Raw genomic sequence first — 13,560 nt, 5'->3', positions numbered from 1 at the left:
ATGACAGCGACGACCGACGGAAGCACCGGGGCCCTGCCGCCCCGGGCTGCCGCGGCCAGCGAAACCCGTCTCCACACCCCCGTGGCGGCCGGGGTACAAGAAGCCGCCGTACGGGCCGTCCGGCGCGCCACCGACCACCTGCTCGCCCGCCAGGACGCCCAGGGCTGGTGGAAGGGCGACCTCGAGACCAACGTCACGATGGACGCCGAGGACCTGCTGCTCCGTCAGTTCCTCGGCATCCGCGACGAGTCGACCACCCGGGCCGCCGCCCAGTTCATCCGCGGCGAGCAGCGCGAGGACGGCACCTGGGCCAGCTTCTACGGCGGCCCAGGCGAACTCTCCACCACCGTCGAGGCGTACGTCGCCCTCCGCCTGGACGGCGACGCGCCGGACGCCCCGCACATGGCCAAGGCATCCGCCTGGATCCGCGAGCGGGGCGGTATCGCCTCCGCCCGGGTGTTCACCCGGATCTGGCTCGCCCTGTTCGGCTGGTGGAAGTGGGAGGACCTGCCCGAACTCCCGCCGGAGCTCATCTACTTCCCCAAGTGGGTCCCTCTCAACATCTACGACTTCGGCTGCTGGGCCCGCCAGACCATCGTCCCGCTGACGATCGTCTCCGCGAAGCGGCCGGTACGGCCCGCGCCCTTCCCGCTCGACGAGCTGCACACCGACCCGGCCGACCCGAACCCCGCCAAGCCCTTCGCCCCGGTGGCGAGTTGGGACGGCGCCTTCCAGCGGCTCGACAAGGCGCTGCACCAGCTGCGCAAGGTCGCTCCGCGCAGACTCCGCAGAGCCGCCATGAACTCGGCGGCCCGCTGGATCATCGAGCGGCAGGAGAACGACGGCTGCTGGGGCGGCATCCAGCCCCCCGCCGTGTACTCGGTGATCGCCCTGCACCTGCTCGGCTACGACCTCGAACACCCGGTCATGCGGGCCGGGTTGGAGTCCCTGGACCGCTTCGCCATCTGGCGCGAGGACGGGTCCCGGATGATCGAGGCCTGCCAGTCCCCGGTGTGGGACACCTGCCTCGCCACCATCGCCCTCGTCGACGCGGGAGTGCCCGCCGACCATCCGCAGCTCGTCAGGGCGGCCGACTGGATGCTCGGCGAGGAGATCGTCCGGCCCGGCGACTGGGCCGTCAAGCGTCCCCAACTCCCGCCGGGCGGCTGGGCGTTCGAGTTCCACAACGACAACTACCCCGACATCGACGACACCGCCGAGGTGGTCCTCGCACTGCGCCGGGTCCGGCACCACGACCCCGAGCGGGTCGAGCGGGCCATCGGGCGCGGGGTGCGCTGGAACCTCGGGATGCAGTCGAAGAACGGCGCCTGGGGCGCCTTCGACGTCGACAACACCAGCCCGTTCCCCAACCGCCTGCCGTTCTGCGACTTCGGCGAGGTCATCGACCCGCCGTCCGCCGACGTCACCGCCCACGTGGTGGAGATGCTGGCGGTCGAGGGCCTCGCGCACGACCCGCGCACCCGGCGCGGCATCGACTGGCTGCTCGCCGAACAGGAGCCGGACGGCTCGTGGTTCGGACGCTGGGGCGTCAACTACATCTACGGCACGGGGTCGGTGGTGCCCGCCCTCACGGCCGCCGGACTGCCCGCCGCGCACCCGGCGATCCGCCGGGCCGTCGCCTGGCTGGAGAAGGTGCAGAACGACGACGGCGGCTGGGGCGAGGACCTGCGCTCCTACCGGTACGTCAAGGAGTGGAGCGGCCGCGGCGCCTCCACCGCCTCCCAGACCGCCTGGGCGCTGATGGCGCTGCTCGCGGCGGGGGAGCGGGACTCCAAGGCCGTCGAGCGCGGCGTCGAATGGCTCGCGAGCACCCAGCGCGAGGACGGCTCCTGGGACGAGCCCTACTTCACCGGCACCGGCTTCCCCTGGGACTTCTCCATCAACTACCACCTCTACCGGCAGGTCTTCCCGCTCACCGCGCTGGGCCGTTATGTCCATGGAGAACCGTTCTCCCGGACCGAGGCCCTCTGATGAGCGCCGGGCCCGCCACCGCCCCCCTGCTGATCGCCTGCGCCCTCGGCATCGAGCACCTCGCCCTGCGCACCGGCGACCGCGGCGGGGCCGGCGGGCCGGTCACCGTGCTCCGGACCGGCATGGGGCCGAGGGCGGCCACCCGAGCCGTCACCGAGGCCCTCGCGGACCCCGCGCTCGACGGGGCCGCCGTCCTCGCCACCGGCTTCTGCGCGGGCCTCGCCCCCGGGATGCACCCCGGCGACCTGGTCGTCGCCGAGGAGACCCGGGATCCGGACGGAACCGTTCCCTGTGTGCAGACCGACCTACTGGTCAAGGAGCTCGTACGGGCCGTACCGGGACGTACCGTGCACACCGGACCCCTCACCGGCTCCGATCACGTCGTCCGCGGTCACGAGCGGTCGGAGCTGCTCGCGACCGGCGCGATCGCGGTCGACATGGAGTCCGCGGCCACGCTCCTGAGCGCCGTGCGCGCGGGCGAGCGCCCTGTTGCGGCCGTCCGGGTGGTCGTGGACGCTCCACAACATGAACTCGTCCGGATCGGCACGGTACGCGGTGGAATATCGGCCTTCCGCGTCCTTCGTTCCGTCCTTCCCGCTTACTACGAATGGCACCGTTCCTTGCTGCTCCCCAGGAGGTGAGCCAGATGGCCATGCCGCTGCGTCAGTCCATCAAGGTCGCTACATACTTGGCCGAACAGAAGCTCCGCAAGCGGGACAAGTTCCCGCTGATCGTGGAGCTGGAACCTCTCTTCGCGTGCAACCTGAAGTGTGAGGGCTGCGGCAAGATCCAGCATCCGGCGGGCGTGCTCAAGCAGCGCATGCCGGTGGCGCAGGCCGTCGGGGCGGTGTTGGAATCCGGTGCGCCGATGGTGTCCATCGCCGGCGGTGAACCGCTGATGCACCCTCAGATCGACGAGATCGTGCGGCAGTTGGTGGCGAAGAAGAAGTACGTCTTCCTCTGCACCAACGCCATGCTGCTGCGCAAGAAGATGGACAAGTTCACGCCCTCCCCCTACTTCGCCTTCGCGGTGCACATCGACGGGCTGCGCGAGCGGCACGACGAGTCCGTGGCGAAGGAGGGGGTGTTCGACGAGGCCGTGGAGGCGATCAAGGAGGCCAAGAAGCGCGGCTTCCGGGTCACCACCAACTCGACCTTCTTCAACACCGACACCCCGCAGACCATCATCGAGGTGCTCAACTTCCTCAACGACGACCTCAAGGTCGACGAGATGATGATCTCGCCCGCCTACGCCTACGAGAAGGCGCCCGACCAGGAGCACTTCCTGGGCGTGGAGCAGACCCGCGAGCTGTTCAAGAAGGCCTTCGCGGGCGGCAACCGCAAGAAGTGGCGGCTCAACCACTCCCCGCTCTTCCTGGACTTCCTGGAGGGCAAGGTCGACTTCCCGTGCACGGCCTGGGCGATCCCCAACTACTCCCTGTTCGGCTGGCAGCGCCCCTGCTACCTGATGAGCGACGGGTACGTGCCGACGTACCGCGAACTCATCGAGGAGACGGACTGGGACAAGTACGGCCGCGGCAAGGACCCGCGCTGCGCCAACTGCATGGCGCACTGTGGTTATGAGCCGACCGCCGTCCTCGCCACCATGGGCTCGCTCAAGGAGTCGCTGCGCGCCATGCGCGAGACGGTCTCCGGAAACCGCGAGTAGTGCCATGACCGCCATCCCCTTGGGCGTCCCCGAGGTACCGGTCCGGCCGATCGCCGAGCGGCGCGTGTCGCGGCAGATCATGGTCGGGCCGGTGGCGGTCGGGGGCGGGGCCCCGGTGTCGGTGCAGTCGATGACGACGACCCGTACGTCCGACATCGGCGCCACCCTCCAGCAGATCGCCGAACTCACCGCGTCCGGCTGCCAGATCGTCCGCGTCGCCTGTCCCACGCAGGACGACGCGGACGCGCTGGCGACCATCGCGCGCAAGTCGCAGATCCCGGTGATCGCGGACATCCACTTCCAGCCGAAGTACGTGTTCGCGGCGATCGAGGCCGGCTGCGCGGCCGTCCGCGTCAACCCCGGCAACATCAAGCAGTTCGACGACAAGGTCAAGGAGATCGCGAAGGCCGCGAAGGATCACGGCACGCCGATCCGGATCGGGGTCAACGCGGGCTCCCTGGACCGCCGTCTGCTCCAGAAGTACGGCAGGGCGACCCCGGAGGCGCTCGTGGAGAGCGCGCTGTGGGAGGCCTCGCTCTTCGAGGAGCACGACTTCCGCGACATCAAGATCTCCGTCAAGCACAACGACCCGGTCGTCATGATCGAGGCGTACAGGCAGCTCGCCGCCCAGTGCGACTACCCGCTGCACCTCGGTGTCACGGAGGCCGGGCCCGCGTTCCAGGGGACGATCAAATCGGCCGTGGCCTTCGGGGCGCTGCTGTCCCGGGGCATCGGCGACACCATCCGGGTGTCCCTGAGCGCGCCGCCCGCCGAGGAGGTCAAGGTCGGCATCCAGATCCTGGAGTCGCTGGGGCTCAGGCAGCGGCGCCTGGAGATCGTGTCGTGTCCGTCCTGCGGGCGGGCGCAGGTCGACGTCTACAAGCTGGCCGACGAGGTCACGGCGGGTCTGGAGGGCATGGAAGTGCCCCTGCGGGTCGCGGTGATGGGGTGTGTGGTCAACGGTCCCGGCGAGGCGCGGGAGGCGGACCTCGGGGTCGCGTCCGGCAACGGCAAGGGGCAGATCTTCGTGAAGGGGGAAGTCGTCAAGACCGTACCCGAGTCGAAGATCGTGGAGACCCTCATCGAGGAGGCGATGAAGATCGCCGAGCAGATGGAGAAGGACGGCGTCGCGTCGGGGGAGCCGGCCGTCACCGTGAGTTGAGCAGCACGGACCGAAGGGGGCCCGAGCGTGACCATTCTGGAGAACATCCGGGGACCACGCGACCTGAAGGCGCTGTCCGAATCGGATCTCGGTGAACTGTCCGAAGAGATCAGGGAGTTCCTGGTGCACGCGGTCGCCAGGACCGGCGGCCACCTCGGGCCCAACCTGGGGGTGGTGGAACTGACCATCGCGCTCCACCGGGTCTTCGAGTCGCCGGTCGACCGCATCGTCTGGGACACCGGCCATCAGAGCTATGTGCACAAGATCCTGACGGGCCGTCAGGACTTCTCCAAGCTGCGCGGCAAGGGCGGCCTGTCGGGCTACCCCTCGCGGGAGGAGTCCGAGCACGACATCGTCGAGAACAGCCACGCCTCCACCGCGCTCGGCTGGGCCGACGGGCTCGCCAAGGCCCGCCAGGTGCAGGGCGACAAGGGACACGTGGTCGCGGTCATCGGCGACGGCGCGCTCACCGGCGGCATGGCTTGGGAGGCGCTCAACAACATCGCGGCCGCCAAGGACCGGCCGCTGATCATCGTCGTCAACGACAACGAGCGCTCGTACTCGCCGACCATCGGCGGCCTCGCCAACCACCTGGCCACCCTGCGCACCACCGACGGTTACGAGAAGGTGCTGGCCTGGGGCAAGGACGTACTCCTGAAGACCCCGCTGGTGGGCGGCACCATCTACGAGTCCCTGCACGGGGCGAAGAAGGGCTTCAAGGACGCCTTCGCCCCGCAGGGCATGTTCGAGGACCTCGGGCTGAAATACGTCGGCCCGATCGACGGGCACGACATCGGGGCCGTGGAGTCGGCGCTCCGGCGGGCGAAACGGTTCCACGGTCCGGTGCTCGTGCACTGTCTGACCGAGAAGGGCCGGGGCTACGAGCCCGCCCTCGCCCACGAGGAGGACCACTTCCACACCGTCGGTGTGATGGACCCCCTCACCTGCGAGCCGCTGGCGCCCTCCAACGGGCCCTCCTGGACCTCGGTGTTCGGCGACGAGATCGTCGCGATCGGGGAGGAGCGCGAGGACGTCGTGGCGATCACGGCGGCCATGCTGCACCCCGTCGGCCTCGGCAAGTTCGCCGCCCGGTTCCCGGACCGGGTGTGGGACGTCGGCATCGCCGAGCAGCACGCGGCGGTCTCCGCGGCCGGTCTCGCGACGGGCGGGCTGCACCCCGTCGTCGCCGTCTACGCGACCTTCCTGAACCGCGCCTTCGACCAGCTCCTGATGGATGTCGCCCTGCACCGCTGCGGCGTCACGTTCGTCCTGGACCGGGCCGGGGTCACGGGGGTCGACGGGGCCTCGCACAACGGCATGTGGGACATGTCGATCCTTCAGGTCGTGCCCGGCCTGAGGATCGCCGCGCCCCGCGACGCCGACCAGCTGCGGGCCCAGCTCAGGGAAGCGGTCGCCGTGGACGACGCGCCGACGCTGGTGCGGTTCCCCAAGGAGTCGGCGGGGCCCGCGGTCCCGGCCGTGGACCACGTGGGCGGCATGGACGTGCTCCATCGCGGGGAGCGCCCCCAGGTGCTTCTCGTCGCCGTCGGTGTCATGGCGCCCGTCTGCCTCCAGGCGGCCGAGCTGCTGGAGGCGCGCGGCATCGACTGCACGGTCGTGGACCCCCGGTGGGTCAAGCCCGTCGACCCCGCGCTGCCGGGCCTCGCCGCCGAGCACCGGCTGGTGGCCGTCGTCGAGGACAACAGCCGGGCCGCCGGGGTGGGCGCCGCGGTCGAGCTGGCCCTCGGGGACGCCGAAGTCGACGTGCCCGTACGGCGGTTCGGGATCCCGGAGCAGTTCCTCGCACACGCCAAGCGGGGCGAGGTGCTCGCCGACATCGGGCTGACGCCGGTCGAGGTGGCGGGGCGGATCAGTGCGAGCCTTGCCGTCAAGGACCAGGTCGGAGCCGTCGGGCGGCAACAGGTTGACGTCAAGGAGAAGGAATGAGCACGGAGTTCGACCTCGGCAGACTCCTGGCCGAGCGCGGAGCCGAGCGGTACGAGCTGCACGGGAAGTACCTGAACCACCAGCTCCCGCGCATGCTGCACACCATCGGCTTCGACAAGGTCTACGAGCGCGGCGAGGGCGCGTACTTCTGGGACGCGGACGGCAACGACTACCTGGACATGCTCGCCGGGTTCGGGGTGATGGGCCTGGGGCGTCACCACCCCGTCGTCCGCAAGGCACTGCACGACGTCCTCGACGCCCAGCTCGCCGACCTCACCCGCTTCGACTGCCAGCCGCTGCCCGGGCTGCTGGCCGAGAAGCTCCTCGCCCACAGCCCGCACCTGGACCGGGTGTTCTTCGGCAACAGCGGAACGGAGGCGGTGGAGACCGCGCTGAAGTTCGCCCGGTACGCCACCGGCAGGCCACGGGTCCTGTACTGCGACCACGCCTTCCACGGACTGACCACCGGCTCGCTCTCGGTCAACGGCGAGTCCGGCTTCCGGGACGGCTTCGCACCCCTGCTGCCCGACACGGCCGTGCCCCTCGGCGATCTCGACGCCCTGGCCCGGGAGTTGAAGAAGGGCGACGTGGCCGCCCTGGTCGTCGAGCCGATCCAGGGCAAGGGCGTGCACGAGGCGCCGCCCGGCTATCTGCGGTCCGCGCAGGAACTGCTGCGCCGGCACAAGGCGCTGCTCATCGCTGACGAGGTGCAGACCGGGCTCGGGCGCACCGGGGCCTTCTACGCCTACCAGCACGAGGACGGGGTCGAGCCCGACCTGGTCTGCGTGGCCAAGGCGCTCTCCGGCGGCTATGTGCCGGTCGGGGCCACGCTCGGCAAGGACTGGATCTTCAAGAAGGTTTACTCGTCCATGGACCGGGTGCTGGTGCACTCGGCGAGCTTCGGGTCCAACGCACAGGCCATGGCGGCGGGGCTCGCGGTCCTGTCGGTCATGGAGAACGAGCAGATCGTCGCGAACGCGCGCGCGACGGGGGAGCTGCTGAAGTCCCGGCTGGCGGCGCTCGTCGACAAGTACGAGCTGCTCGCCGATGTCCGCGGCCGGGGCCTGATGATCGGCATCGAGTTCGGCAAGCCCAGGTCGCTCAAGCTGCGCGGCCGCTGGACCATGCTCCAGGCCGCGCGCAAGGGCCTGTTCGCGCAGATGGTCGTCGTACCGCTGCTCCAGCGGCACCGGATCCTCACCCAGGTCTCCGGCGACCACCTGGAGGTCATCAAGCTGATCCCGCCGCTCGTCGTCGGCGAGAAGGAAGTGGACCGGTTCGTCGACGCCTTCACCGACGTCATGGACGACGCGCACAGCGGCAGCGGGCTGATGTGGGACTTCGGCAGGACGCTGGTGAAGCAGGCGGTGGCCAACCGTTGACCCCTGCCGCCGGGGCTTTACCCCGGGGCTTTGCCTCTGAGGCAAGAAATTTGCCGCAGAGGCAAAGCTGCGGCTGAATGGAGGCATGAGCTCCCCGGAAGCCTTCACGGAGCTGCCCTCGGTGGCTCCCCAGCTTCGCGCGCTGCGCCGCCGCGCCTCCCTCACTCTGGAGGCCGCGGCCGCCGCCGCGGGGCTGTCGGCCGCCCACCTCTCCCGGCTGGAGACCGGGCAGCGCCAGCCCTCGCTGCCGATGCTGCTCGCACTCGCCCGCATCTACGGTACGACGGTCTCGGAACTCCTCGGTGAGACGGTCGTCGACCGGGAGTCCGTGGTGCGCGCCGCCGACATGGAACCCACCGCGGCCGGCGGCTGGACCTACTTCCAGGCCGGCGCGTCCGGCCGCGGCATGCAGGCCCTGCGGGTGCGCGTGCCGCACGGCTCCCAGGGCGACATCGTGCGGGTGCACCCGGGCGAGGAATGGCTTTACGTCCTGCGCGGACGGCTGCGCCTGCGTCTCGGCGACACCACGCACGGACTCGGTCCCGGTGACAGTGCGCACTTCGACTCGCTGACCCCGCACCGCATCGCCGCCCAGGATCCCGACGGAGTCGAGCTCCTGTTCGTCCACACCCTGTTGCAGAGTCCCACGGCCGCCCTGTGCCTGGGCCCCACCCCTGGAGAGACACCATGAGCGACATGGAGGAGAAGTTTCCCCGCGCCCTGTGGGTACGCCTTCTCATCTACTTGGCGGCCGGCCACGTCTTCGCGGCCTTCCTCTACCTGCTCTTCGAGGTGGGAGCCGGACAGTAGGGGCCGTACGGCTCAGTCGAGCAGGCGCTCCCGCAGCCGCTCGCGGATCTCGGGGGTGAGGCCGAGACCTTCCTCCAGATAGGTGTCGACGCCGCCCCAGGTCTCCTCAATGGTCTCGAAGGCCGCCTCCAGATACTCGGCGCGCGCTTCGAACAGCGGGCTGAGCAGCTCCATGACCTCGGGGGAGTACGCGTCGGCGGAGGTGCTGGTGCGGCGGACCTTGTAGCGGCGGTGTTTGGCGTTCGACTCCAGGTAGTCGGCCACGATCGCCTCGCGCTCCACGCCCAGGGCGAGCAGGGTCACCGCCACGGCCAGGCCCGCGCGGTCCTTGCCGGCCGCGCAGTGCATGAGGGCGGGGACGCTGTCCTCGGCGAGGGAACGCACCACCTGGGAGTGCTCGGCGGTGCGCTCCTTGATCATCGTGCGGTAGGAGTTGGTCATCCGCGCCGCGGCCTTGCCGTCGCCGAGCAGCTCCCGCAGCTGCTCGATGTCCCCGTCCCGGACCATCTTCCAGAACCAGGTGCCCTCCGCCGGGTCGCTCAGCGGCAGATTCACATTGGTGACGCCCGGCAGCTCGACGTCGGGGCCCTCCAGCTTCTGGTCCGCCGCGTTGCGGAAGTCGAAGATCGTGTGCAGGCCGAGCGAGGACAGGAAGGCGGCGTCGTCCTCCGTCGCGTGTGCGAGGTGGCCACTGCGGAACAGCACCCCGTACCGCACCCGCCGTCCGTCCGCCGTCCGCAGTCCGCCCACATCACGGAAGTTGCGGACTCCGGCGAGCTCGGGTTCGGTCGACGGGATCTGCTGCGTCACGGGGGCTCCTCCCAGCCGGGCACCGTCGGCGCTGCTCGTCGACGGGCACGCTCTCGACCATACGACATGGCTTCCTGGGGCAATGAGTTGTCCACAGGCCTGGCAATCGGTCGTCCACAGGCGTTGCAGCAGGGGCCCCTGGCCATTGATGATGTTGCTGCCTGAGCGCGCCTGTTTACACCTGTTCGAATCTGTGAGGGGCACCACCATGCTGGAGATCGCCGAGAACGGCCGTACGTGGATTCTGTCCGGGCCGGCCAGCAGTTACGCCCTGCACCTCACACCCGAGGACGAGCTGCTGCACCTGCACTGGGGGCCCAAGATCGCCCTCGCCGACGCCGAGGCGCTCGCGGTGCGCCCGCTGCCGGAGTACTGGCCCTTCGAGTCCCGGCTCGACGGGCGCGAGGAGTACCCGGTCGAGGGCGGCCCCCGGTTCACCCGGCCCGCCCTGTCCGTGCGCACTGACGAGCGCCGCGGCACCGAGTGGACCTTCGAGTCCCACGACACCGAGGGCGACGAGCTGCGGCTGCGGTTCCGCGACGGCGGCCTGGCCATCACCCTGCACTACCGGATGCGCCACGACGTCCTGGAGCGCTGGGTGACCCTGGACAACCAGGGGCCGGGCCCCGTCGAGCTGCTGCGTGCCGACTCCGCGACCTGGACCCTGCCCGACCGCGAGGACGGCTGGCGGCTCTCCCAGCTGCACGGCCGCTGGGCCGCCGAGTCCCTGCTCACCCAAACCCCGCTCACCTACGGCGAGAAGGTCATCGGCAGCCGCCGCGGCCACACCGGGCACCAGCACCTGCCCTGGGTCGCGCTCGACACCGACGCCACCGAGGAGCGCGGCGAGGTCTACGGGGCCGCCCTCGGCTGGTCGGGGTCCTGGCGGATCGCCGTCGCTCAACTCCCCGACGCGCGCGTGCAGATCACCGGCGGTGCCGGCTACGACGAGTCCGGCCTGCTCAGCCTGGCCGAGGGGGAGTCGTTCACGACGCCCGTCTTCGCCGGACTCTGGAGCGACGGCGGTTTCGGCGGCGCGAGCCGCGCCTGGCACGCCTACCAGCGGGCCTACGTCATCCCGGACGCCGACCAGGACCGGCCGGTGCTGTTCAACTCCTGGGAGGCCACCAACTTCGACATCTCCGAGGAGCAGCAGGGCACCCTGGCCCGCCGGGCCGCCGCGGCCGGGGTCGAGCTGTTCGTGGTCGACGACGGCTGGTTCGGCACCCGCACCAGCGACCGGGCCGGTCTCGGCGACTGGAGCCCCAACCCCGACCGCTTCCCCTCCGGCCTCAAGCCGCTCGGCGACTACGTGCACGCGCTCGGCATGCAGTTCGGCATCTGGGTCGAGCCGGAGATGGTCAACCCGGACAGCGAGCTGTACCGCGCCCACCCGGACTGGGTGCAGTACCAAGAGGGACGAAAGCGGACGGAGTTCCGCAATCAGCTCGTACTGAACCTCGCGCGCGAGGACGTCCAGGAGTACCTCTGGGAACAGCTCGACGCCCTGCTGTCGAGCGCCCCGATCGACTACGTCAAGTGGGACTTCAACCGCTGCTTCACCGACGCCGGCTGGCCCGGCGACCCCTACCCGCAGCGCCTGTGGGTGGACCATGTCCGTGGCTTCTACGCCCTGCTGGACCGGCTGCGCGCGGCCCACCCCGGTGTCGCCTTCGAGTCCTGCTCGGGCGGCGGCGGCCGGATCGACCTCGGGGTGCTCAGCCGCACCGACCAGGTGTGGACCTCGGACAACACCGACCCGCTCGACCGTCTCGCCATCCAGCACGGCTTCAGTCAGATCCATCCCGCGCGCGTGATGGCCGCCTGGGTCACCGACAGCCCCAACACCCAGCTCAACGACCGGGTGAGCTCGCTTCGGTTCCGGTTCGTCAGCTCCATGGCCGGGGTGCTCGGGGTCGGGGGCGACCTCACGGAGTGGACCGAGGAGGAGCTCGCCGAGGCCCGCCGCTGGGTGGACCTCTACAAGGAGATCCGTCCCGTGGTCCAGCGTGGCGACCTGTACCGGCTGCGTCCGCCGCGGGGCGGCCTGAGCGCGGTGCAGTACGTCCTCGGCGAGGAGGCGGTCGTACTCGCCTGGCTTCAGGCCCAGCACTACGGGGAACCCGTACCGGCGGTGCGGCTGCGCGGACTCGACCCGGCGGCGTCGTACGAATGCCTCGAAACGGGCGAAGTTCACCGAGGGGCCGTATTGCTGCATCACGGACTTCGCACCGGCCTGCGAGGCGACCTCGATGCGGCAGTTTTCCGGCTGCGCCGCATCTAGGGCTTCTGTCCGAATTGCTGGTTTCTTTCCAACTCCTTCCGGAGTGCGGGGTCCTGGGAATTCGTGACGTGAGGAGCGTCATATCCGTGACGGTGTGTCGCACGTCATGTTCACGTAATTCTTATGGCCCTCAAGGGGATTTGCGTGGGTGACGGGCATTCGATTCACGCAGGGTGACCGGTAATTCCCATAAGGGATCAAGGGGAACGCTTTCCCGGGGAACCACTCACTTGTCCCTTTGCGTCTTGCTCGTTTACGTTCGCCACCGATCCGGTCGGACGCCCAATCCTGCCGCCGAACGGATTCCGCACACACTCACCCGTGACGGCAGGAGCGGGGGACCCACAGGCAGTACCGCCTGTTCCGGTCTCCGGAACAGGCTTGGGGTTTAGTCGCGTCCCGACGCGGCCGGGCATCTCCAGCTCGCACCCGACAGCTCACCTCGCAGGCGCCGGAGAGGAATTCGCCATGCCCGCGAAGGGTAAGCACCGCCGCCCGAAGTCCCAGCGCTTCACCCGCTCGATAGCCGTCGCCGGTACCGGAGGCGCCGCGCTCGCGCTCCCGCTGATGGGGGCCACCGGCGCCCACGCCGCCACCTCGCAGTCGGTGCCGGAAAAGGCCGTTCAGTCGCTCCCGGTCACGCAGAAGTCGGCTGAGAAGACCGCCGCGAAGAAAGACACCGCGAAGGCCTCGACCGTGCGCACCTATTCGGTGCGCGTCGGCGACTGCCTCTCGAAGATCGCCGACGAGCAGAATGTCGCCGGTGGCTGGAAGAAGCTCTATGCCGACAACCGTGAGGCCGTCGGTGACGACCCCTCGCTGATCCACCCCGGCTTGAAGCTGTCGATCGGCAAGAAGGCGGCCGCGGGCGCGGCGAAGACCGGATCCCCGGCCAAGTCGTCCGCCCCGAAGCACTCTTCCCCGAAGCCGGAGAAGGCGGAGGCCAAGCCGGCGGCCGCGACCCAGAGCACCGGCAGCTCCAGCGGCTACACCCTGCCGGTCACCGGGGCCACCATCGGCACCGGGTACCACGTGGCGGGTGCCATGTGGTCCAGCGGTTACCACACCGGCGTCGACTTCGTCGTGCCCACCGGCACCCCGCTCAAGGCCGTCGCCGCGGGCACGGTCGTCTCCGCGGGCTGGGGCGGTGCCTACGGCAACCAGGTCGTCATCAAGCTGAACGACGGCTACTACGCCCAGTACGCCCACCTCTCGCAGCTCTCGGTGTCGGCCGGTCAGACCGTGTCCGAGGGCCAGCAGATCGGTCTCTCCGGCGCCACCGGCAACGTGACAGGACCGCACCTGCACTTCGAGATCCGCACCACGCCGGACTACGGCTCGGACGTGGACCCGGTCGCCTACCTCCGCTCGAAGGGTGTCGCCGTCGGCTGACCCCGCCCCTGTACCACCGAAGGCCGGACCCCGATCCCCGGGTCCGGCCTTCGGTGTTCCGTCCCCGGGTCCCGCCCACGGGTTCCGACTCCGGCGGTCCGCCGCCCCGGCC

General features: G+C 70.0%; 11 protein-coding genes and 1 riboswitch. Of the genes, 10 read left to right on the top strand and 1 reads right to left on the bottom strand.

Annotated features, from left to right (window positions below; all coding sequences use genetic code 11):
- The 8 genes from shc (at position 1) to AQJ54_RS14090 (ending at position 8,962) form a co-directional block, all read left to right on the top strand.
- A complete protein-coding gene (shc, locus tag AQJ54_RS14125; protein WP_062237535.1) occupies positions 1–1,992 on the top strand; it encodes a squalene--hopene cyclase in 1,992 nt (663 codons plus the stop codon).
- Positions 1,992–2,633: a phosphorylase family protein gene (locus tag AQJ54_RS14120; RefSeq protein WP_062237533.1), complete on the top strand. Its 642-nt coding sequence runs from the start codon at positions 1,992–1,994 to the stop codon at positions 2,631–2,633. Before shc ends, AQJ54_RS14120 begins: the two co-directional genes overlap by 1 nt.
- Before the next feature lie 5 nt (positions 2,634–2,638).
- Positions 2,639–3,661, top strand: coding sequence for an adenosyl-hopene transferase HpnH (hpnH, locus tag AQJ54_RS14115; RefSeq protein ID WP_062029252.1), 1,023 nt, complete (start codon positions 2,639–2,641; stop codon positions 3,659–3,661).
- A 4-nt stretch (positions 3,662–3,665) separates the two neighbouring features.
- Entirely contained in the window at positions 3,666–4,823 is a 1,158-nt protein-coding gene (gene ispG, locus AQJ54_RS14110) for a flavodoxin-dependent (E)-4-hydroxy-3-methylbut-2-enyl-diphosphate synthase (RefSeq protein ID WP_062237531.1), read from the top strand.
- A 27-nt stretch (positions 4,824–4,850) separates the two neighbouring features.
- Positions 4,851–6,770: a 1-deoxy-D-xylulose-5-phosphate synthase gene (dxs, locus tag AQJ54_RS14105; RefSeq protein WP_062237529.1), complete on the top strand. Its 1,920-nt coding sequence runs from the start codon at positions 4,851–4,853 to the stop codon at positions 6,768–6,770.
- Positions 6,767–8,152 (top strand): aspartate aminotransferase family protein, encoded by a 1,386-nt coding sequence (locus AQJ54_RS14100; protein ID WP_062237527.1) that lies wholly within the window; start codon positions 6,767–6,769, stop codon positions 8,150–8,152. The genes dxs and AQJ54_RS14100 overlap by 4 nt, the downstream gene beginning before the upstream one ends.
- Before the next feature lie 85 nt (positions 8,153–8,237).
- A complete protein-coding gene (locus AQJ54_RS14095; protein ID WP_062237526.1) occupies positions 8,238–8,843 on the top strand; it encodes a helix-turn-helix domain-containing protein in 606 nt (201 codons plus the stop codon).
- Positions 8,840–8,962, top strand: a complete 123-nt coding sequence (locus AQJ54_RS14090) for a DUF6126 family protein (protein ID WP_020135411.1) — start codon at positions 8,840–8,842, stop codon at positions 8,960–8,962. The genes AQJ54_RS14095 and AQJ54_RS14090 overlap by 4 nt, the downstream gene beginning before the upstream one ends.
- Positions 8,963–8,974: 12 nt before the next feature.
- On the opposite strand, the gene AQJ54_RS14085 is transcribed toward AQJ54_RS14090, so the two are convergent.
- A complete protein-coding gene (locus AQJ54_RS14085) occupies positions 8,975–9,772 on the bottom strand; it encodes a tyrosine-protein phosphatase (protein ID WP_062237524.1) in 798 nt (265 codons plus the stop codon).
- Positions 9,773–9,980: 208 nt separating this feature from the next.
- Here AQJ54_RS14085 and AQJ54_RS14080 point away from each other — a divergent pair, with 208 nt between their 5' ends.
- Together AQJ54_RS14080 and AQJ54_RS14075 are read left to right on the top strand one after the other, a co-directional pair.
- A complete protein-coding gene (locus AQJ54_RS14080) occupies positions 9,981–12,056 on the top strand; it encodes an alpha-galactosidase (RefSeq protein WP_062237522.1) in 2,076 nt (691 codons plus the stop codon).
- A gap of 302 nt (positions 12,057–12,358) precedes the next feature.
- Positions 12,359–12,522: riboswitch (cyclic di-AMP (ydaO/yuaA leader) on the top strand.
- Positions 12,523–12,524: 2 nt separating this feature from the next.
- Positions 12,525–13,448, top strand: coding sequence for a M23 family metallopeptidase (locus tag AQJ54_RS14075; RefSeq protein WP_062237520.1), 924 nt, complete (start codon positions 12,525–12,527; stop codon positions 13,446–13,448).
- Positions 13,449–13,560 lie beyond the last annotated feature (112 nt).

Source organism: Streptomyces griseorubiginosus (assembly GCF_001514195.1).
Lineage (GTDB): Bacteria > Actinomycetota > Actinomycetes > Streptomycetales > Streptomycetaceae > Streptomyces > Streptomyces griseorubiginosus.
The sequence above is the reverse complement of the archived record's forward strand: the minus strand, read 5'-3'. Positions and strand labels throughout refer to the sequence as shown.

Coding starts and splice junctions, on each gene's coding strand:
- shc (WP_062237535.1), top strand. CDS start 1: ATGACAGCGACGACCGACGGAAGCACCGGGGCCCTGCCGCCCCGGGCT.
- AQJ54_RS14120 (WP_062237533.1), top strand. CDS start 1,992: ATGAGCGCCGGGCCCGCCACCGCCCCCCTGCTGATCGCCTGCGCCCTC.
- hpnH (WP_062029252.1), top strand. CDS start 2,639: ATGGCCATGCCGCTGCGTCAGTCCATCAAGGTCGCTACATACTTGGCC.
- ispG (WP_062237531.1), top strand. CDS start 3,666: ATGACCGCCATCCCCTTGGGCGTCCCCGAGGTACCGGTCCGGCCGATC.
- AQJ54_RS14100 (WP_062237527.1), top strand. CDS start 6,767: ATGAGCACGGAGTTCGACCTCGGCAGACTCCTGGCCGAGCGCGGAGCC.
- AQJ54_RS14095 (WP_062237526.1), top strand. CDS start 8,238: ATGAGCTCCCCGGAAGCCTTCACGGAGCTGCCCTCGGTGGCTCCCCAG.
- AQJ54_RS14090 (WP_020135411.1), top strand. CDS start 8,840: ATGAGCGACATGGAGGAGAAGTTTCCCCGCGCCCTGTGGGTACGCCTT.
- AQJ54_RS14080 (WP_062237522.1), top strand. CDS start 9,981: ATGCTGGAGATCGCCGAGAACGGCCGTACGTGGATTCTGTCCGGGCCG.
- AQJ54_RS14075 (WP_062237520.1), top strand. CDS start 12,525: ATGCCCGCGAAGGGTAAGCACCGCCGCCCGAAGTCCCAGCGCTTCACC.